19 protein-coding genes and 1 other annotated feature are annotated in these 18898 nt (G+C 61.8%); of the genes, 3 read left to right on the top strand and 16 right to left on the bottom strand.

What is annotated here, in order from left to right:
* Positions 1-306 precede the first annotated feature (306 nt).
* Both ACTNBZ_RS10865 and gpr read right to left on the bottom strand, forming a co-directional pair.
* Complete coding sequence (locus ACTNBZ_RS10865; protein WP_441209823.1) at positions 307-1737, bottom strand: glycine--tRNA ligase; 1431 nt, start codon at positions 1735-1737, stop codon at positions 307-309.
* Positions 1738-1808: 71 nt separating this feature from the next.
* Positions 1809-2015 (bottom strand) — a binding site (T-box leader).
* A gap of 190 nt (positions 2016-2205) precedes the next feature.
* The gene (gene gpr / locus ACTNBZ_RS10870; RefSeq protein WP_441209825.1) at positions 2206-3114 is read right to left on the bottom strand and encodes a GPR endopeptidase; all 909 of its coding nucleotides are present in this window, start codon (positions 3112-3114) and stop codon (positions 2206-2208) included.
* A gap of 184 nt (positions 3115-3298) precedes the next feature.
* On the opposite strand from gpr, the gene rpsT reads away from it, so the two are divergent.
* Together rpsT and ACTNBZ_RS10880 are read left to right on the top strand one after the other, a co-directional pair.
* Entirely contained in the window at positions 3299-3562 is a 264-nt protein-coding gene (rpsT, locus tag ACTNBZ_RS10875) for a 30S ribosomal protein S20 (RefSeq protein WP_441209827.1), read from the top strand.
* A 145-nt stretch (positions 3563-3707) separates the two neighbouring features.
* Positions 3708-4574, top strand: a complete 867-nt coding sequence (locus ACTNBZ_RS10880) for a YihY/virulence factor BrkB family protein (RefSeq protein WP_441209829.1) — start codon at positions 3708-3710, stop codon at positions 4572-4574.
* Between the two features lie 63 nt (positions 4575-4637).
* On the opposite strand, the gene ACTNBZ_RS10885 is transcribed toward ACTNBZ_RS10880, so the two are convergent.
* A complete protein-coding gene (locus ACTNBZ_RS10885) occupies positions 4638-6098 on the bottom strand; it encodes a peptidoglycan DD-metalloendopeptidase family protein (protein ID WP_441209831.1) in 1461 nt (486 codons plus the stop codon).
* A 551-nt stretch (positions 6099-6649) separates the two neighbouring features.
* Entirely contained in the window at positions 6650-6811 is a 162-nt protein-coding gene (locus tag ACTNBZ_RS10890; RefSeq protein ID WP_441209833.1) for a toxin-antitoxin system protein, read from the bottom strand.
* Between the two features lie 90 nt (positions 6812-6901).
* Between ACTNBZ_RS10890 and ACTNBZ_RS10895 the strand changes: the two genes are divergently transcribed.
* Positions 6902-7102 (top strand): hypothetical protein, encoded by a 201-nt coding sequence (locus ACTNBZ_RS10895; protein WP_441209834.1) that lies wholly within the window; start codon positions 6902-6904, stop codon positions 7100-7102.
* Between the two features lie 22 nt (positions 7103-7124).
* Here ACTNBZ_RS10895 and aspS read toward each other — a convergent pair whose 3' ends face one another.
* From aspS to ACTNBZ_RS10955, 12 genes are all read right to left on the bottom strand, one after another.
* Positions 7125-8924: an aspartate--tRNA ligase gene (gene aspS / locus ACTNBZ_RS10900; protein ID WP_441209836.1), complete on the bottom strand. Its 1800-nt coding sequence runs from the start codon at positions 8922-8924 to the stop codon at positions 7125-7127.
* 86 nt (positions 8925-9010) lie between these two features.
* Positions 9011-10363: a histidine--tRNA ligase gene (gene hisS, locus ACTNBZ_RS10905; protein WP_441209838.1), complete on the bottom strand. Its 1353-nt coding sequence runs from the start codon at positions 10361-10363 to the stop codon at positions 9011-9013.
* 1030 nt (positions 10364-11393) lie between these two features.
* Positions 11394-11810 (bottom strand): methylglyoxal synthase, encoded by a 417-nt coding sequence (locus ACTNBZ_RS10910; protein ID WP_441209840.1) that lies wholly within the window; start codon positions 11808-11810, stop codon positions 11394-11396.
* 40 nt (positions 11811-11850) lie between these two features.
* Positions 11851-12591, bottom strand: a complete 741-nt coding sequence (gene minD, locus ACTNBZ_RS10915) for a septum site-determining protein MinD (protein ID WP_441209842.1) — start codon at positions 12589-12591, stop codon at positions 11851-11853.
* A 126-nt stretch (positions 12592-12717) separates the two neighbouring features.
* Complete coding sequence (gene rsmG / locus ACTNBZ_RS10920; protein ID WP_441209844.1) at positions 12718-13434, bottom strand: 16S rRNA (guanine(527)-N(7))-methyltransferase RsmG; 717 nt, start codon at positions 13432-13434, stop codon at positions 12718-12720.
* Between the two features lies 1 nt (position 13435).
* A complete protein-coding gene (locus ACTNBZ_RS10925) occupies positions 13436-13750 on the bottom strand; it encodes a hypothetical protein (protein ID WP_441209846.1) in 315 nt (104 codons plus the stop codon).
* Positions 13750-14205 carry a large-conductance mechanosensitive channel protein MscL gene (mscL, locus tag ACTNBZ_RS10930; protein WP_441209848.1) on the bottom strand — a complete coding sequence of 152 codons (456 nt, stop codon included), beginning with the start codon at positions 14203-14205 and terminating at the stop codon, positions 13750-13752. The genes ACTNBZ_RS10925 and mscL overlap by 1 nt, the downstream gene beginning before the upstream one ends.
* A 64-nt stretch (positions 14206-14269) precedes the next feature.
* Positions 14270-15574 carry a serine--tRNA ligase gene (gene serS, locus ACTNBZ_RS10935; protein ID WP_441209849.1) on the bottom strand — a complete coding sequence of 435 codons (1305 nt, stop codon included), beginning with the start codon at positions 15572-15574 and terminating at the stop codon, positions 14270-14272.
* A 28-nt stretch (positions 15575-15602) separates the two neighbouring features.
* Positions 15603-16160 carry a hypothetical protein gene (locus ACTNBZ_RS10940; RefSeq protein ID WP_441209851.1) on the bottom strand — a complete coding sequence of 186 codons (558 nt, stop codon included), beginning with the start codon at positions 16158-16160 and terminating at the stop codon, positions 15603-15605.
* Positions 16157-17062, bottom strand: a complete 906-nt coding sequence (locus tag ACTNBZ_RS10945; protein ID WP_441209852.1) for a ParB/RepB/Spo0J family partition protein — start codon at positions 17060-17062, stop codon at positions 16157-16159. Before ACTNBZ_RS10945 ends, ACTNBZ_RS10940 begins: the two co-directional genes overlap by 4 nt.
* 39 nt (positions 17063-17101) lie before the next feature.
* Positions 17102-17863, bottom strand: coding sequence for a ParA family protein (locus ACTNBZ_RS10950; protein ID WP_441209854.1), 762 nt, complete (start codon positions 17861-17863; stop codon positions 17102-17104).
* Positions 17864-18082: 219 nt separating this feature from the next.
* A complete protein-coding gene (locus ACTNBZ_RS10955) occupies positions 18083-18895 on the bottom strand; it encodes a ParB/RepB/Spo0J family partition protein (RefSeq protein WP_441209856.1) in 813 nt (270 codons plus the stop codon).
* Positions 18896-18898 lie beyond the last annotated feature (3 nt).

Here is an 18898-nt window from a genome sequence, read left to right on the forward strand (position 1 = left end):
ATCCTCGGCGGGAGTGAATCCCGCCTGCGGCAAGGTCCCGTCTGTGCCGGGACGCTTGGACGCCGCAGAAGCGGCGAAACATGGAGCAGGAGAAAATAGTCCTTAGAACGCTATCTTTTCGGTGAGCCAGGCCTTCAGCTCGCTGATGGGCATGGGGACCTGCACCCCCGGCAAAGCGGGCTTTGCCGGGGCCCCGGACAGGGCATCCTCGGCGGGAGTGAATCCCGCCTGCGGCAAGGTCCCGTCTGTGCCGGGACGCTTGGACGCCGCAGAAGCGGCGAAACATGGAGCAGGAGAAAATAGTCCTTAGAACGCCATCTTTTCGGTGAGCCAGGCTTTCAGCTCGCTGATGGGCATGCGGACCTGCTCCATGGTGTCACGGTCACGGACGGTGACGCAGTTATCGGCGGGATGCTCCTCGTCGCCCACGGTCTCAAAGTCCACGGTGATGCAGTAGGGGGTGCCCACCTCGTCCTGCCGGCGGTAGCGCTTGCCGATGGAGCCGGCCTCGTCAAAGTCCACCATAAAGTCCCTGGCGAGCATGTCGCGGATCTCCAAGGCCTTGGGGGAGAGCTTCTTGGACAGGGGGAGCACGGCGCACTTGAAGGGAGCCAGGGCGGGATGGAGGCGGAGGACCACGCGGACGTCGTCCTTGCCGTTCTTATCCTGACCCACCACCTCCTCGTCGTAGGCGTCCACCAGGAAGGCCAGGGTCACGCGGTCGGCGCCCAGGGAGGGCTCGATGACGTAGGGGATATAGTGCTCGTTCTTCTCTTGGTCGAAGTAGGTCATATCCTTGCCGCTGGTGGTCTGGTGGGCGGTCAGGTCGAAGTTGGTGCGGCTGGCCACGCCCCACAGCTCGCCCCAGCCGAAGGGGAAGACGAACTCAAAGTCGGTGGTGGCGTTGGAATAGTGGGAGAGCTCCTCCGGGTCGTGGTCGCGCAGGCGCAGGTTTTCGTCCTTCATGCCCAGATCCAGCAGCCACTTGTGGCAGAACTCCTTCCAGTACTTGAACCAGTCCAGCTCGGTGCCCGGCTGGCAGAAGAACTCCAGCTCCATCTGCTCGAACTCACGGGTGCGGAAGGTGAAGTTGCCCGGGGTGATCTCGTTGCGGAAGCTCTTGCCCACCTGGCACACGCCGAAGGGCAGCTTGCGGCGAGTGGTGCGCTGCACGTTCTGGAAGTTGACAAAGATGCCCTGGGCAGTCTCGGGCCGCAGGTACACGGTGTTCTTGGCGTCCTCGGTAACGCCCTGGAAGGTCTTGAACATCAGGTTGAACTGGCGGATGTCGGTCCAGTTGTGCTTGCCGCAGGTGGGGCAGGCAATCTGATGTTCGTCGATGAAGGCCTTCATCTCGGCCTGGCTCATGGCGTCCACGCTCTTGCCGAGGTCGAAGCCGTGCTCCTGGCACCAGTCCTCGATGACCTTGTCGGCGCGGAAGCGCTCCTTGCACTCCTTACAGTCCATCAGGGGGTCGGAGAAGCCGCCCACATGGCCGGAGGCCACCCACACCTGGGGATTCATCAGGATGGCGGCATCCAGGCCCACGTTATAGGGGTTCTCCTGGACGAACTTCTTCCACCAGGCCTTTTTCACGTTGTTCTTGAGCTCCACGCCCAGAGGGCCGTAGTCCCAGGTGTTGGCCAGGCCGCCGTAGATCTCGCTGCCGGAGAATACAAAACCCCGGCCCTTGCACAGGGCCACGATCTTTTCCATGGTCTTGTCGGTATTTTTCATGTCGAACACTCCTTCAGATAATGGAATGGGGGAACAGGCGGCCGGAATGAAAAACGCCCTGAGTCCTTTGGACTCAGGGCGGATCAGATCCGTGGTGCCACCTGAATTCGGAGCGACAGGCGCTCCGCGCTCAAACCCGGTAACGGCGGGGGACCGGCGGAGCATTTCCTCTCCGCGGCTCGCGGGCGCCCTTCCCCATGCCCCTCGGAGGCCTTTCACCAATGCGGCCTCTCTCTGCGTCCAGGGCGGCGGGTACTCCTCCCGTTCACTGCCTTGCTCGATTTGGGGTTATTGTATCACCGAAATGCCGCGCCGTCAAGCCGTTTTGCCGCGGGGGCGGACAGTGGGTCCAACATCGTTTTGTATCTATTTGTTACCCGGGTGTAACGACTGGGGGCGGAATGGCCGTCCACCACGTGGAGCCGGGATATTGCGTGGGCAACTGCGTGGAGCGCGCTGGAATAGACGTCAGCTCAGCAGCAGCTCCAGGTCGGACAGGCTGAGCCCGGGCTGAAGGGCCAGGTTGATGGCGTAGCCCAGGACCTTGGAGAGGTCGCCCACGTCGCTGTCGATCTCCCGGGGGGTGACGATGACCCCGGCGGCCATGTCCCCCAGGGCGCGGGGGTGCATGCCCTCCAGCCCGGCCTCAGCGAGCACGTCGGCGCACAGGGTGGCCGCGTCCACCACGGTGGGTACCCCCAGGGCCAGCACGGGCACGCCCAGGGAGCTTTGGTCCAGGGCGGAGCGGTGGTTGCCCACCCCGGAGCCGGGGACGATGCCGGTGTCGGAGAGCTGCACCGTCCGGCACACCCGCTTCAGGGAGCGGGAGGCCAGGGCGTCCACCGCGATGATACAGGCGGGGCGGACCTTTTCCGCCACCGCGCGCACCAGCTCGCCGCTCTCCATCCCGGTGGTGCCCAACACCCCGGCTGCCAGGGCCGCCACCGGACGGAAGGCGCCGAACTGTTCCGGCGAGTGTTCCACCAGGTGCCGGGTGACCAGGGTGTGGTCGGCGGTCTTTGGCCCCACCGCGTCGGGGGTAATGGCCCGGTTGCCCAGGCCCACCACCAGGACCGGGGCCCGGGGCGGCAGGTCCCCCAGCAGGGCGGTGAGTTCCTGGGAGACGGCGCGGATGGCCCGGGGAAAGGCGTCCTCCTCCCGGCGGGAGAGCCCTTCCAGCTCTACGGTGACGTAATGCCCCTCCGGCTTGCCCAGGGCGGCGGCGCCCTGGGCGTCCAGGATATCCACCCGGGTAATGGAATAGCCCTCCCGGGTGTCCTCCCGGGCCCGGACGCCGGACAGGGCGGTCTCGGCCGCCGCCGACTCTTTCCACAGGGCGTGGGCCTCCACGGCCAGATCGGTTCTGCGCAGCAGCATGACAGTACCCCCTATATCTGGTGTTTTGTATGACGTGAGTTCCCAATTAAACGGGAAATCCGGCTGGAACGCAAAAATTTCTCGGAAAAATTGAAAATAGTAGTTGCATTTTTCCCCATTCACTGCTAAAATATAAATCTGCACGGGTGAACTGTGCGAATCGTCATCGGAGGAGGTGTTTGGTTTGCCGAATATTAAGTCTGCCAAGAAGCGTGTCCTGGTGAACAAGACCAAGGCCATGCAGAACAAGACCGCTAAATCCGCGCTGAAGACCGACATCAAGAAGTTTGAGGCGGCGGTGGCCGAAGGCAACCGCAGCGAGGCCGATAGCGCTTACAAGGTGGCTGTCAAGGCCGTCGACAAGGCCGTGGGCCATGGTCTTCTGCACAAGAACAACGCCGCTCGCAAGAAGAGCGCCATGACCATCAAGCTCAACAAGCTCGCCTGATTTCTGTGGTCAAAAAGAACCGCCTGCTGTGCAGGCGGTTTTTTCATGTGTCTTTGGCTTTTCCCGGGGGAAAAGGATTGCTTTTTCTCCATGGGAAGGGGATAATACAGAAAAGAGCGGTGCGGACAGAAAAGGGGGCGTGGGAATGAAAAGAGTTCTGGAACTGGGGCCGGTAAAATTCGTGGCTGAGATCGTGGATATCTATTTTCGCAAGCGGGTGTCCCGCTCGGCCGCCGAGCTGGCCTATTTCCTGATCCTGACCTTTTTCCCCATTGTGATTTGTGTCAACGCCTTTATCGGCCTGCTGGATCTGGATGTGGGTCAGGTGCTCCAGGCGGCGGAGGGGCTCATCCCCAGGGAGGGACTGGCCATTATAGCGGACTATATCGGGTATATCACCGATAACCAGTCCGCGGCCCTGCTGGCCGGCGGCGCGGCTACTACGCTCTTTGCCTCGTCAGCCGCCGTGCGGGCATTGATGAACATCATGGATGATATTTACGACCGGAGGAGCTACAAGGGCGTGGGGCAGGTGGTGGTCAGCGTGCTGTTTTCCCTCCTGCTGCTGGTCACCATCTACCTGTCCATCGTAGTGCTGCTCACCGGTGAGTGGCTCTTTCATCTTATCGCCCGGTTTTTTCAGCTGCGGGACATCGACCTGCCCTGGGCCTGGCAGTGGCTGCGGTTTCTGGTTTTGTTTTGCCTGGTGCTGGTATTCGTGCTGCTGCTCTACCGGATCTCGGCGCCCATGGGGAAGCCCAGGCCCCCGGTCCTCACCGGCGCGGTGCTTGCCTCCGGGGCGCTGGTGGGGGCCTCGGCCCTGTTTTCCTGGTTTATCGGCATGTCCTCCCGCTATTCCCTGATCTACGGGTCCCTGGCCTCGGTGATCATCCTGCTGGTGTGGCTTTACCTGTGCGGTAATATCCTCATTTTGGGGAACGTGTTCAACTGCGTGTGGTATACCCGGAAAAAGATGCGCTATCTCCGGCGGCTCAAGCTGGAGGGAAACTGAAAACTTCAAGCACAGCAAAAGGGACCGCTCACATCAGCCTGAGCGGTCCCTTTTTTGATTTGATCAGAGATAGTTGTAGGGGTTGACCACGCTGCCGTTCACATGGACCTCGAAGTGGCAGTGCGTACCGGTAGAGCGGCCGGTGGAGCCGGCCTTGGCGATGGTCTGGCCCTGATACACCTTGTCGCCCACGCTGACCAGCAGGCTGGAATTGTGTCCGTAGTAGGTCTGCTTGCCGTTGCCGTGGTCGATGATGACCAGCTTGCCGTAGGTGCCCTGCCAGCCGGAGTAGATGACGGTACCGCCGTCGGCAGCGGCCACCGAAGTGCCGTAGGGCACGGCGATGTCTATGCCCCGGTGGAAGCTGTAGGAGCCGAAGATGGAGCGGTAGCCGTAGCCGGAGGTGACGCGGCCGCTGACGGGCCAGATGAAGTAGCCCTTGGGCATCCAGGAGGGGCGCTCCTTGGTACCCACCGCCACCACCTTTTCGGTGGGCTCAGTCAGAGCAGTGGCACTGGTGATCTCACGGCCGGTCTCCCTGCCGTTGACGTAGGTCACATTGGCGCTGACCTGCTGGGAACCCTCGGCTCCGGCGGAGAGGACCTTGCTCTCGCCCTGGTACATGGTGTTGTCCTCCACCTGACGGACAGGGGCGGGGATAGCCTCAGTATAAGTAACGCTGTCCACCGTCTGGACCGACAGGAAGGGGATCTCCTCCCGGATGTTCAGCACCTGGCCGATCATCAGCTTGTTGATGTCCACATCCGGGTTGAGGGCTTCCAGCTCCCGCATGGTCATGCCGTTGTCCAGGGCCAGGGCCATAAAGGTGTCGCCGGCCTGGACCTCATAGGTGGTCTGGCCGTTGGTGTTGGCGGTGAGGACGGCCTGCATGGCGGAGATATCCTGCTCCACGTCAGTGGAGGTATATTCCCGGGTGATATTCACCGTATCCGTAAAGGAAGAGGAGATGGTGCTCTCGGTCTCATAGGCCGCCTTGATGGAGTCCAGCAGGGCGGAGAGGGTGGCCCGGTCGGCGGCGGCGCCGATGACCTGGCCGTTGACCGAGAGGACGTAGCTCTTCATCACATCGCCGATACGGTCAAGAAGATAGGGCTCCAGCGAGGTGGCGGAGGGGACGGTGTCCCGCTTGGAGAGGGCCAGATCATAGGTGATCTCACCATCCATCTGGTAGGAGTAGCCCAGGATGCTGGAGGCCCGGGCCTCCACCCGGGAGACGGCGTCCTCAAACTCCTCCTGGCTGCTCACCACGCCGATGGGGGTGCCGTCGATGGAGACCTGATAGCTGGGGACATATACGGTGTTCACCACCGAGGTCACGCCCACTACCGCGGCGATGGCCAGAAACAAGACGGGGTTGAAGGAACGGAATTTTGCCAGGGTATGATCGACGTGGCGGACCAGGCGGCTGTGCTCCTGAAGAAAACGCTCCGCACGTTCGGCGGCGGCGTCACCGGCACGGCGGGCAGGCCGGACACTGTGGGGGCGCTGCAGAATCTCGTCCATGGGAGGACCTCCCTTTTGTGGTTTGGTCAAACGATATGACACCCTCCGCCTGAACAGGGGAGGGGTAACAAGTGGGAACAAAAGATTACAATTTGGTTACAAAGTGTAGTTTACACTTTTTTGTTCTTCCCGTCAACCCCTTATTCTTGTGCTTTTGTGCGAATCAAGTCGCAAAATAGGGAGTGCGCCTGTTCGGTGGGAACCCCTCTTTCTTTTCAAAAAGAAAGAGGGGGAAAGAAAACGCCGGAGGGGGAATCGTCCTCGTTCCCCCTCCGGACCTCCCCCCTCAATGTGCCCCCGGCTTCGACCGACGTCGGGACGGACTGCCCTGGCCCACCACAGGCTCACCAGGCGCCTGATAGGCAACAGCCATTGCCTTTGGCCTGCCGGACTTGCGCAATCGCTGAGACTTTCAGCTTAGCCCGTCGGGGCGTACTTTGAGGGGGCGCCGGGGGACACTTCCCCCGGCCCGTTCTTTCCCGCCGCTTTCCTGCGGAAAAGAAAGCGGCGCCCCCGCCGGGCAGGCGCGCTCCCCGGGCTGGGCAAGTCTATTAGGATGTGTGCTTCTGCTTCTCCAATGCCTGAAGATGGGCTTTCAGCACCAGGTTGATATAGCTGGACAGAGAGCGGTCCTCCCGCTCGGCCAGAGACTGAATCTGGATCAAAATAGGTTCATCCAAAGTAATGCTGACACTTTTTTTCAAAGGCTTCATGGTATCACCTCAGTAGTGGATGATACTATGTTTTACGATTTATCTTTGACTTATCGTGTTTAATCGTGTAAAATAGTGTTGGTGATGAGGATGAACAGCAATAATTTCGAAGCGGCCTTCTCCGCCTTTCTGGAGCGGCATGAATATGACGAGGCGGAAAACTACCTCTTCTCCATGGTACGCCTGGCCTTTGCGGCCGGGTGGAAGGCGGCGGGAGGCAGCCCGCCCCAGGCGGAGCGCGTGTTTGAGCTTTTGTCCCCCTTAAAACAGGACCCGGCGCCCACGGAGTAAGCTCCGCAGGCGCCGGGTTTGCTTATTCGGCAGTCTCTTCCTCTTTCTTGGTGCACACAATATTCAGCTCATCCAACTGCTTCTGCTCCACAAAGCTTGGGGCGCCCATCATCAGGTCCTGGGCGTTCTTGTTCATGGGGAAGGGAATGATCTCCCGGATGGAGTCCTCGCCGGCCAGCAGCATGACCATGCGGTCCACACCCGGGGCGATGCCGGCGTGGGGGGGCGCGCCGTAGGTGAAGGCGTTGTACATGGCGGGGAACTTGCTCTTCACATCGTCCTCGCCCAGCCGGACCAGCTGGAAGGCCTCGATCATGATCTCGGGGTCGTGGTTGCGCACCGCGCCGGAGGAGAGCTCCACGCCGTTGCACACCAGGTCGTACTGATAGGCGGTGATGGACAGGGGGTCCACCTCACCGGAAGCGGCCTTCTTCAGAATCTCCAGGCCGCCGTTGGGCATGGAGAAGGGGTTGTGGCAGAACTCCAGCTCGCCGCTCTCCTCGCCGATCTCGTACATGGGGAAGTCCACGATCCAGCAGAACTCGTAGCGCTCCTTGTCAAAGTGCTCGGGACACAGGGCGGCGGCCTGCTTGAGCAGCACGCCGGCGGTCTTCTGGGCGGCCAGCAGCTTGCCGGCGGTGAGACCCACGAAGGTATTGGGCTGCAGACCCAGGGCGTCGATGACGGCCTGCTTGCGCTCCTGAAGGAACTTGGAGATGCCGCCCACCAGCTCGCCCTTTTCGTCCAGGCGGAACCAGTAGGCCTTGTTGCCGGACTGGACCTCCACATCGGCGCAGAGCTTGTCGATCTGCTTGCGGGTGCCGGAGAAGCCGGACACCGCCACGGCCTTGACGGTGTTGCCCTCAAAGGGGCCGAAGCCGCAGCCGGCCATGACCTCAGTGGCGTCCTGCACGGTCAGGTCGATGCGCAGGTCGGGCTTGTCGGTGCCGTATTTCTCCATGGCGTCCAGATAGGCGATGCGCTTGAAGGGGGCCTGAGAGGCCACGTTATAGGTGCCGTACTTGGCAAAGATGGGGGGCAGCACGTCCTCCAGCACGGCGAACACGTCCTCCTGGTCGGCGAAGGCCATCTCCATGTCCAGCTGATAGAACTCGCCGGGGGAGCGGTCGCCGCGGGCGTCCTCGTCCCGGAAACAGGGGGCAATCTGGAAATACTTGTCGAAGCCGGAGGCCATCAGCAGCTGCTTGAACTGCTGGGGAGCCTGGGGCAGGGCGTAGAACTTGCCGGGGTGCTTGCGGCTGGGCACCAGGTAGTCACGGGCGCCCTCGGGAGAGGAGGCAGTGAGGATGGGGGTGGTGATCTCCATAAAGCCGTGGTCGATCATGGACGCGCGCAGGGCGGCCACCACGCTGGAGCGCAGGATGATGTTCTTCTTCACCTCGGGGTTGCGCAGGTCCAGATAGCGGTACTTCAGGCGGGCGGACTCGTCGGCCTCCCGGCTGCGGTTGACCTGGAAGGGCAGCTCGTTGTGGCGGCAGCGGCCCAGCACCTCGATCTTCGCGGGCACCACCTCGATGTCGCCGGTGGCCTGCTTGGGGTTCTTGCTGTCCCGCTCACGGACCACGCCGGTGACCTGGATGGTGGACTCCTTGTTCAGGGGCTTGATGGCGGACATCATCTCCTCGGTCTCCACCACCACCTGGGTGGTGCCGTAGAAGTCCCGCAGGACCACGAAGGCGAAGTTCTGACCCACCTCGCGGACATTATCCAAAAAGCCGGCCAGGGTGACGGTCTGGCCCACGTGCTCCATGCGGAGCTCCCCACAGGTGTGGGTGCGGTAGCAGGTGCGGATATTCTCCATAAAAATCAACTCCGATTTGTAATATATATAGTGATTACAACAAAATGGATAGACTCGTTGCCGGTATTCCGGCCATCTGGCCGGGCTTATGCCTGGGACTCGCGGATGGGAGCACCGGAATTCTTTTCCATCAGACCGGCGGCCACCAGGGCGGCGGCCTCTTCCACGGTGACCAGCTGCTGCTGCCCGGTGGTCAGGTCCTTCAGGGCTACCTTGCCCTGGGCGATCTCATCCTCGCCCAGCAGCAGCACGTAGGGGACGCCCAGCTTGTCCGCGTAGGAGAGCTTCTGCTTGAACTTCTTCTTCTCGGCGTGGATCTGGGTGCGGATGCCGTGGTCCCGCAGGGCGGTGGCGGCGGCAATGGCGGGGGAGGGGTCCTCGGTCATGGGCAGCACCAGCACATCGGCGGGGGCGGTGAGCACGTCGGGGTTGAGATAGCCCTGGTCCTCCAGCACGAAGAAGAGACGGGTCAGGCCGATGGAGATGCCCACGCCGGGGAGCTTTTTGTCGATATAATACTCGGCCAGATTGTCGTACCGGCCGCCGGAGCAGATGGAGCCGATCTCCGGGTGATCCAGCATGACGGTTTCATAGACGGTGCCGGTGTAGTAATCCAGGCCACGGGCGATGGTCAGGTCCACCATGAAGTGGTCCTCGGGCACGCCGAAGGCCGACATATAGTTTACCACGGTGTTGAGCTCGTCCATACCCTGGTCCAGCAGCTCGTTTTTCCCCTTCAGGGCCTCCAGGGCGGAGAGGGGATCGGAGGTGGAGAGGAGGTCCAGCAGCTGCCCGGCGGTATCGGCGCTGACGCCGAAATCCCCGGTGAGGATCTCCCGCACCTTGTCGGGACCGATCTTCTCCAGCTTGTCGATGGTGCGCATCACGTCGCCGGCGCGCTCGGACAGGCCCAGCAGGGCGAAGAGGCCGTTGAGGAGCTTGCGGTTGTTCACCCGGATCTTGAAGCGCTTCAGACCCAGGGCGGTGAAGGTCTTGTAGATGATGGCGGGGATTTCGGCCTCGTTGGAGATGTCCAGGGCGCCGTCGCCGATGACGTCGATGTCGGCCTGGTAGAACTCACGGAAGCGGCCCCGCTGGGCACGCTCGCCCCGGTAGACCTTGCCGATCTGGAAGCGGCGGAAGGGGAAGGTGAGCTGGCCGTAGTTGAGGGCCACGTATTTGGCCAGGGGCACGGTCAGGTCAAAGCGGAGGGACAGGTCGCTGTCCCCCTTGGTGAAGCGGTAAATCTGCTTTTCGGTTTCGCCGCCGCCCTTGGCCAGCAGCACCTCACTGGCCTCGATGGCCGGGGTGTCCAGGGGGGTGAAGCCGTAGAGGGAGTAGGTCTTGCGCAGGATCTCCACCATCCGGTCAAACTGGACCTGCCGCGCGGGCAGCAGCTCCATAAATCCGGACAGGGTGCGGGGTTTCATCTGTGCCATAGTGATGCTCCTTTGTGTTCATAGTAGAGGCTGCTGCCCGCCGTCGCCGCAAGTGCGGCGCCAAGCGTTTTGCGCAGCAAAACCTTGAAATAGGCCGAATTGATTTCGGCCTATTTGAGTTGGATCAGGGGTCCCCGGCGGGTCAGCGACCCGCTGGGGCCAGCAGCTCCATAAATCCGGACAGGGTACGGGGTTTCATCTGTGCCATAGTGATGCTCCTTTGTAAAAGAATAGCGGCTGCTGCCTGCCCCGACGCGGTTTCGGCCGGGCGCGCCGGGACAGAAGTAAGCCGAACGTGAAAAACGCTCCCATCCCGTATTCACGGGACGAGAGCGTCTGCTTCTCGTGGTGCCACCCATGGTTCGGCGGAGCATGCTCCGCCCTCTGTCCTTCTGTTGCGGGAAGGGGACCGCACCCGTCTCCGGGTCCGCTGCTGGTGCTGTCTTCTTCCGTCCCTTTCCGTGGAGTCCTTTCAGCCGGGGGACCCGTCTCTGTCCGGGGGAAACGGAATACTCATGCGCCGTCGTCACGGTTTCTGCCGTTTGATATTATCCCAAATGGGTGCAAAAGTCAACGGGCAGGCGGAAGTTTTCCACCTGCCGGCGGCTTTTTGTGGAAAAACAGACCGCGTTACGCGGTAAAGGGCTTGGTTTTGGGATTGACGATATCTCTCCAGTCCGGATCGCCCCGCGCCCCACGCAATGCTGCGCATTGTGCGGGGACCCCGAGATTTTATTTGCGGCCGCCGGAAATGAATTCCGCCGGCCTCCGGCGGCACTTGCCGCCGCCCGGCTGTGCCGGGTCTGGAGCGGGGACACAGAACCCCGGCGTTACGCGGTAAAGGGCTTGGTTTTGGGATTGACGATGTCTCTCCAGTCCGGATCGCCCCGCGCCCCACGCAATGCTGCGCATTGTGCGGGGACCCCGAGATTTTATTTGCGGCCGCCGGAAATGAATTCCGCCGGCCTCCGGCGGCACTTGCCGCCGCCCGGCTGTGCCGGGTCTGGAGCGGGGACACAGAACCCCGGCGTTACGCGGTAAAGGGCTTGGTTTTGGGATTGACGATGTCTCTCCAGTCCAGGTCGCCCCGCTCCAGGCCGTGGATGAGCATCTCGGCGGTGGCCACGTTGGTGGCGAAGGGGATGTTGTACTGGTCACAGAGACGGGTGATATAGCTCAGATCGGCGTCCAGGTCATTGGACTGGGGATCGGAGAAGAACAGGACCATGTCGATCTCATTGTAGGCGATACGGGCGCCGATCTGCTGGCTGCCGCCGTGCTCATGGGAGAGGAAGAGGCTGATGGGCAGGCCGGTGGCCTCGGATACCATGCGTCCGGTGTCATTGGTGGCGCAGACCGTGTGCTTGGAAAGAATGCCGCAGTAGGCGATACAGAACTGTACCATCAGTTCCTTCTTCCGGTCGTGACTCATAAGGGCAATATTCATGGAAACCCCCTTCTTTCTTTTTTAATATAGAATACGGGATCTAGCGGATGTGCATCAGAGGAACGCGCTGCCCGGTGATCCGCCGGGCAATATTGAGATAGGCTCGGGCAGCGCCCCAGCGGGCCATCAGGATCAGAGGCTGGCCCCGGTTGGCAGCCAGCATGACCTGGGGGTCCTCCGGCACCACTCCCAGCAGGGGAAGGCCGGCGGTATCCATGGCGTCGTCAATGGTGGTGTGGAGCTGGCGCATCAGCTTGGGCTGGACCCGGTTGACCACCAGGTGGATGGACTGGATGCCCTGAGAAAGCTCGCCCACCGTGCGCTGGGCGTCCCGCAGGGAGGAGGCGTCGGTGGTGGAGACTACGATGGCCCGGTCGGCGCAGCACACCGACATGCGGAAGCCCCCGCCCAGGCCGGCGGGCGCGTCCAGCAGGATATAGTCGAAAGACGCGCGGGCCTGTTCCAGAAAGGCGCGGAGATCCTGCTCCGTGATGGCGTCCCGGGGGGTGGTAAGGGGCGCGGTGAGCAGATAGAGCCCCTTGATGACGGGGTGGGGCACCGCCGCCTTCTCCAGCGTGGTGCGGCCGGAGAGCACATCGGTAAAATCCATCAGGGTCCGGTCGCTCATGCCCAGGGTCAGGTCCAGGTTCCGCAGGCCGATATCCATATCCACGCAGAGCACGCGGCTGCCCAGAGCGGCCAGGCAGGAGGCGACGCCTCCGGTGAGCGAGGTCTTTCCGGTGCCGCCCTTACCGGAGGTGATGGCGATTGCAGTTGACATAGTTGCCTCCCAACAGGTTGCACTATACTTTATCATGGAATTAAAAAAAATTCAATGGCAAATAAAATTATTTTTGTGCAGAATGGTGAACAAAACAGAAATGGAGCAAAAGATATCTGTGAGAAATCAGCAAAGAGGGGATTTCTGTATTTTAGCCCATTTTCTAGGGTATCCCTTGGGGGTGGGGGCGGTCTTTTCCACCATGATCACCCGGTGGGTGATATCGGTGCCGGGGATGGTGTAGTCCACAGAGGGACGGAGAACGCCCCCCAGCCTGGAAATGCCGGCGGCGGCACGGGAGAGCTCCAGGTCCGAATCCACTGATTTCATGGAAAGGAAAAAGCCGCCGGGCTTCACATAGGGAAGGCAGAGCTCACCCAGCAGTTCCAGGGAGGCCACGGCCCGGGAGGTCACAATGTCAAAGCTGTCCCGGAAGCCGGGCTTTAGGGATTGCTCCTCCGCCCGGGCATGAAGGGTCTCAATACCGGAGAGGGAGAGGGCATCCGCCACTTCTTTTAACCAGTCCAGGCGCTTGTTCAGGCTGTCCAGCAGGACTACCTCCAGGGAGGGGACCAGGATCTTGAGCACCATGCCGGGAAAGCCCGCCCCGGTGCCTACATCGATCAGGCGTTTATCCTCCAGACCGGTGCAGGTGAGCAGGGCGGCGCAGTCCAGCATGTGGAGCCTGACCACCTGGTCGGGGTCCGTGATGGCGGTGAGATTCATGACCTGGTTCTTTTCCAGAAGCATCTGGCCATACCGCTCCAGCTGTTCAGGGGCGCATGCGGGGACCTTGTCCAGCAGACCCAAGGCGGCCAGGCCGGCAGTGATCTGTTCCTTCATATTAACCTCCAAGCGCCTGGAGCAGGGAAGCGATGCCCAGGACAAGATTGACGATGCAGGCCAGGGCGGCCAGGCCAGCCAGGACCAGAAGGCCCGGACGCCGCTGCTCCCGGTATTTCAGCGCGGAGACGACGGCCAGGCCGCCGCAGGCGGGGAAGAGCAGGATGCCGGGGATCCCCCGCAGCGGCGCGCCGGTGGCCAGGTTGTATGTAGTGAGCAGGACCAGGATGACCATGTATACCACGCCCATCCAGGCCAGCGTCCGCTTGATGGGGGAGGCCGGGGTGTACTCCGGCTTCGGCTGCTGGTCGGGCATCAGTTCTTCTCCTTGAGCAGGTCGCGGATCTCGGTGAGGAGCTTCTCCTCAGCGGAGGGCTCGGGAGGTGCGGGAGGAGCGGCGGGAGCCTCCTCCTTCTTGCGGTGGAGGGAGTTGATGAACTTGATGAGGCAGAACACGGCAAAGGCGATAATGAGGAAGTCCAGGATGGTGGCCAGGAAAGCGCCGTAGCGGATGGCCACCTCAGTAGCGGGGTCGATGGCGCCGTCCGCGCCGGCCACCGCCGCCTTGAGCACGATCTTCCAGTTGGAGAAGTCCACGCCGCCGGTGAGCATGGAGACGGCGGGCATGATGACATCGTTGACCAGGGAGGTGGAGATCTTGCCGAAAGCGCCGCCGATGATGACGCCGACAGCCATATCCATCACATTGCCGCGGGCGATGAATTGTTTGAACTCGCTGATAAAACCCTTTCCTTTTTCTGCTGCGGACACAGTAAAAGCCTCCTTTAATTGATGTGTGGGGGTTGGGGAATTGAGTGCACGATGGAAGCGGGGATCATTTCTTGGGCACCAGGACCTCTTTGCCTCCCATATAGGGCTGGAGCACCTTGGGGATCTTGACGCTGCCGTCGGCCTGGAGGTTGTTCTCCAGCAGGGCGATAAGCATGCGGGGAGGGGCCACGCAGGTGTTGTTCAGGGTGTGGGCCAGATAGGTCTTGCCGTCCTCACCGCGGTAGCGGATCTTCAGGCGGCGGGCCTGGGCGTCGCCCAGGTTGGAGCAGGAGCAGACCTCAAAATACTTCTGCTGCCGGGGGGACCAGGCCTCGATGTCACAGGACTTGACCTTCAGGTCGGCCAGGTCGCCGGAGCAGCACTCCAGCTGCCGCACAGGGATGTCGAAGTTCCGGAAGAGCTCCACCGAGTAGCGCCACAGCTTCTCATACCACTCCTTGGACTCCTCGGGCTTGCAGACCACGATCATCTCCTGCTTCTCAAACTGATGGATGCGGTAGACGCCCCGCTCCTCGATGCCGTGGGAACCCTTTTCCTTGCGGAAGCAGGGGGAGTAGGAGGTGAGGGTCTGGGGCAGCTTGTCCTCGGGAATGATCTGGTCGATGAAGCGGCCGATCATGGAGTGCTCGCTGGTGCCGATGAGATAGAGGTCCTCGCCCTCGATCTTATACATCATGGCGTCCATGTCGGTCTGGCTCATAACGCCCTCCACCACGTTGCCGTGGATCATGAAGGGAGGAATGCAGTAGGTGAAGCCCTTGCCGATCATAAAGTCCCGGCCATAGGCCAGCACCGCCTCGTGGAGCCGGGCGATGTCCCCCAGCAGGTAGTAGAAGCCGGAACCGGACACCCGGCCGGCGGCGTCCATATCGATGCCGTCGAAGGACTCCATGATCTGGGTGTGGTAGGGGATCTCAAAGTCGGGCACCACGGCCTCGCCAAAGCGCTCTACCTCCACGTTGGCCGAGTCGTCGGGGCCGATGGGCACGCTGGGATCGATGATATTGGGGATGACCAGCATGATTTTGCGGATCTCCTCCGCCAGCTCTCCCTCCCGCTGTTCCAGGGCGGCCAGTCTGTCGGCGTCGGCCTTGACCTCGGCCTTGAGGGCCTCGGCCTCAGTCAGCTTGGAGGGATCCTTTTTGGACTGGCCCATCAGAATGCCCACCTGCTTGGACTTGGAGTTGCGGGCGGTGCGCAGGTCCTGGGCGGCCTGAATGGTGTCCCGGTTCTCCCGGTCCAGCTCCAGCACCTTGTCCACCAGGGGCAGCTTCTCGTCCTGGAACTTCTTGCGGATGTTTTCCTTTACGGCCTCGGGATTTTCCCGGATGAATTTGATATCAAGCATGTCGTTTCACCTCATATTGTTTGGTAGCTCAGTTCAGCCAGTCCGCCAGATTGCGGTAGGCGGCCAGGGGATCATAGATGGCCCGGTCCTCCTCGGTCATGGCGGCGCTGATCTTTTCCAGTTCCTCTTCCAGACCGGTGTAGGACGCCAGCCGCTCCCGGGCCTCCCGGTAGCGCCCCTGGTTGTACAGGGCGCGGATCTGGTTGAGCTGGCTCAGGCAGTTGGCCTGATGGGCGGCGTCTGCATAGGCGCTCTCCGCCTGTTCCCGGGCCTTGTCGGCCTGGGAGAGCTGTGCCTGCACTTCCTCCAGCTGCTTGTTAAGGGCCTCGTTCTGCTCCTTGAGATTATCCCGCTCCGCAATCAGGTTTTCCAGAGTCTGGACCGCGGAGTTGGAGGTCTGCTGCAGGTTGTCGTATTTCTCCTGGTTGACGCGCTGCTGCATGAAGTAGGAGAGCAGCAGCAGCAGGAAGGCGGCCGCGAAGAGGATGACCAGGTAGGTCATCACGGGGCTCTTTTTATTGGCCCTGGTATGCTCGGCCTCATGCTGCAGCGTCCCTGAACGGTTCTGCTCGTGGTCCTGGCTCACTGTGCGCCGCCTCCCTTCCCGGAGGAGGGGAGACCCTCCAGAACCTCCAACAGTCGGTTCAGGTCATCGGTGTTATAGTACTCCAATTCGATTTTACCCTTCTTTTTGCCATTTATAATATTGACCTTCCGCCCAAAGCGGTCTGAAAGGTCTTTTTCCGCCGCCCGCAGGTAGATGGAGAAATCGGGGGCGGCAGTTTGCGGGGGCTCCTCCTCCAGTTCTTCCCGGGCCTGGGCCAGACGCTTGGCCATGGCCTCGGTCTGGCGGACGGAGAGGCCGTCGGCCACTACCTTCTGGGCCAGCTTTTTCTGCAGCTCTTTGGTGGGGGCGGCCAGGATGGCCCGGGCATGTCCGGCGGAGAGCTTGCCCTCTTCCAGCAGCAGATGTACCGCGTCGGGCAGGGCCAGCAGGCGCAGGGCGTTGGCCACCGCGGAGCGAGACTTGCCCACCCGCTGGGAGACCTCTTCCTGGGTCAGGCCGTACTCCTGCATCAGGGTCTGATAGCCGCCCGCCTCTTCAATGGGGTTCAGGTCCTCCCGCTGGAGGTTTTCGATGAGGCCCAGCTCCATGACGGTGCGGTCGTCGGCCTCAATGATGACGGCGGGCACCTCGCGGAGACCGGCCAGCTTGGCGGCCCGCCAGCGGCGCTCGCCGGCGATGATCTGGTAGTAGCCGGAGGACAGCCGCCGGACGGTCAGCGGCTGGATGATGCCGTGGGTCCGGATGGACTCGGCCAGGTCGGCCAGCGTCTCATCGTCAAAGCGCTTGCGGGGCTGCTTCAGGCCGGGCTGTACCTCTGAGATGGGGAGGGACAGTGAGCCGCCCTCCTGGGCCTGGAGCGCGTCGTCGCCCAGCAGGGCGCCCAATCCCTTGCCCAGGCCCCGGTCCTTGTTGGATGCCATATGCTCAGTCCTTTCTCATTGGAATGGGAGCGGGGACCGTCAGGGGCGGTTCTGCTCCATGACCTCCCGGGCCAGGGCCTCATAGGCCTCGGCGCCCCGGGATAAGCTGTCGTAGGCCGACACCGGCTTGCCGTGGCTGGGGGCCTCGGACAGCCGGACGTTGCGGGGAATGACGGTGGCGTAGACCTGGCCGGGGAAGTGGCGCTTGACCTCCTCCGCCACCTGAAGGGAGAGGTTGGTGCGTCCGTCGTACATGGTCAGCACCACGCCCTCCATGGAAATCCGGGGGTTCAGGGAGCGCTTGACGATGCGGACGGTGGAGAGCAGGTCTGACAAGCCCTCCAGCGCGTAGTACTCGCACTGGACAGGTACGATGATGGAGTCGGCGGCACACAGGGCGTTGAGGGTGAGCAGCTCCAGTGAGGGCGGGCAGTCGATAAATATGTAGTCATACCGGTCGGCCACCCTGCACAGCGACTCCTTCAGACGGTATTCCCGCCGGTCCATGCCGATCATCTCGATGGACGCGCCGGCCAGCCCCTTGTTGGAGGGAAGTACGTCGGCGTACTCGGTGGACACGATGGCCTTGCCTACATCGGCGTCGTTGATGAGTACATCGTAGATGTTGGGGGAGGCGGTCACCTTGTCCACGCCAAAGCCGGAGGTGGTGTTGGCCTGGGGGTCGAAATCACAGACCAATACGCTGGCCCCCAAGGACTTCAGGGCGGCGGCCAGGTTGACACAGGTAGTGGTCTTGCCCACGCCGCCCTTCTGATTTACGATCGCAATGGTTTTCGCCATAAGACACCTTGCCTTTGTTTCGGGCCCAAGAGGCTTGGACCACCAGTTGTTTTCAGCAGCTTTTATTATAATGCAGCAGAAAGTGCAATTCAACTGAAAATCTCCCAAAACGCAAAAAGGCTGAGGATGTTTCACGTGAAACATCCTCAGCTGCTTGTCCTTTTCATTTTGTGGTCAACAGGACCCGTAATGCGGGGAGTTAATGTTTCACGTGAAACATCAGTTCCGCGCCTGCTTGGGGATCTTGATGGTGAGCAGAATAGAGTCCTCCGTGTCCTGTCGGTCGCAGTTGGCGTCCACACCGGCGCTCTTCATCAAATTGAGCCCCTTGGTAATGGAGTTGAGAAACAGACGGACGTCCTTAATGATGAAAAAGGGCTTGGGCTTGGCGCCGGAGGGGGCGGGGTTCAAAAGGCCCTCTACGTACTGCTCGGTCTTTGCCACGGTGAGACAGTGCTCCACAACGTAGTGGGCCGCCGCACGCTGTTCATTGGGGGATTCCAACCGAAGGAGGGCCCGGGCGTGCCGCTCGGTAAAGTGGTGCTCGCGCAGCAGGGCCAGCACATCGGGAGGAAGCCGGAGCAGCCGCAGCTTGTTGGCCACAGCGGACTGGGATTTGCCGATCTTCTGGGCAGCTTCCTCCTGGGAGAGGTGGAAGGTGCGGATGAGCTTGGCCAGGGCGGCGGCCTCCTCCACAAAGTCCAGGTCCCGGCGCTGGAGATTTTCGATCAGCGCCAGCAGGGAAGAGGCCTCGTCGTCCACGTTGACCAGGATACAGGGCACCTCGCTGAGTCCGGCCAGGGAGGAGGCCCGCAGCCGCCGCTCACCGGAGACAAGCTCATAGCCGGCGTCGGTCTTGCGTACCGACAGGGGCTGCAGGACGCCGTAGAGACGGATGCTGGCGGCCAATTCCTCCAGGCCGTCCTGGGCAAAGGTCTTGCGGGGCTGGTTGGGGTTGGGGCTGATGGAGGCTATGGGGAGAAAGAGGACGCGGGTACTCTCGAAGAGTCCCTTTTTGCGGGTCAGGATCATGGA

It is taken from the genome of Pseudoflavonifractor sp. HCP28S3_F10, assembly GCF_052065415.1.
Lineage (GTDB): Bacteria > Bacillota > Clostridia > Oscillospirales > Oscillospiraceae > Pseudoflavonifractor_A.

Bases quoted from the DNA above. Each gene is read 5' to 3' on its own strand.
- ACTNBZ_RS10865 (WP_441209823.1), bottom strand. From the start codon at position 1,737: ATGAAAAATACCGACAAGACCATGGAAAAGATCGTGGCCCTGTGCAAG.
- ACTNBZ_RS10880 (WP_441209829.1), top strand. From the start codon at position 3,708: ATGAAAAGAGTTCTGGAACTGGGGCCGGTAAAATTCGTGGCTGAGATC.
- serS (WP_441209849.1), bottom strand. From the start codon at position 15,574: ATGCTTGATATCAAATTCATCCGGGAAAATCCCGAGGCCGTAAAGGAA.
- gpr (WP_441209825.1), bottom strand. From the start codon at position 3,114: ATGCTGCTGCGCAGAACCGATCTGGCCGTGGAGGCCCACGCCCTGTGG.
- aspS (WP_441209836.1), bottom strand. From the start codon at position 8,924: ATGGAGAATATCCGCACCTGCTACCGCACCCACACCTGTGGGGAGCTC.
- ACTNBZ_RS10945 (WP_441209852.1), bottom strand. From the start codon at position 17,062: ATGGCATCCAACAAGGACCGGGGCCTGGGCAAGGGATTGGGCGCCCTG.
- ACTNBZ_RS10925 (WP_441209846.1), bottom strand. From the start codon at position 13,750: ATGCCCGACCAGCAGCCGAAGCCGGAGTACACCCCGGCCTCCCCCATC.
- ACTNBZ_RS10885 (WP_441209831.1), bottom strand. From the start codon at position 6,098: ATGGACGAGATTCTGCAGCGCCCCCACAGTGTCCGGCCTGCCCGCCGT.
- ACTNBZ_RS10910 (WP_441209840.1), bottom strand. From the start codon at position 11,810: ATGAATATTGCCCTTATGAGTCACGACCGGAAGAAGGAACTGATGGTA.
- ACTNBZ_RS10950 (WP_441209854.1), bottom strand. From the start codon at position 17,863: ATGGCGAAAACCATTGCGATCGTAAATCAGAAGGGCGGCGTGGGCAAG.
- ACTNBZ_RS10890 (WP_441209833.1), bottom strand. From the start codon at position 6,811: ATGAAGCCTTTGAAAAAAAGTGTCAGCATTACTTTGGATGAACCTATT.
- hisS (WP_441209838.1), bottom strand. From the start codon at position 10,363: ATGGCACAGATGAAACCCCGCACCCTGTCCGGATTTATGGAGCTGCTG.
- ACTNBZ_RS10955 (WP_441209856.1), bottom strand. From the start codon at position 18,895: ATGATCCTGACCCGCAAAAAGGGACTCTTCGAGAGTACCCGCGTCCTC.
- minD (WP_441209842.1), bottom strand. From the start codon at position 12,591: ATGTCAACTGCAATCGCCATCACCTCCGGTAAGGGCGGCACCGGAAAG.
- ACTNBZ_RS10895 (WP_441209834.1), top strand. From the start codon at position 6,902: ATGAACAGCAATAATTTCGAAGCGGCCTTCTCCGCCTTTCTGGAGCGG.
- rsmG (WP_441209844.1), bottom strand. From the start codon at position 13,434: ATGAAGGAACAGATCACTGCCGGCCTGGCCGCCTTGGGTCTGCTGGAC.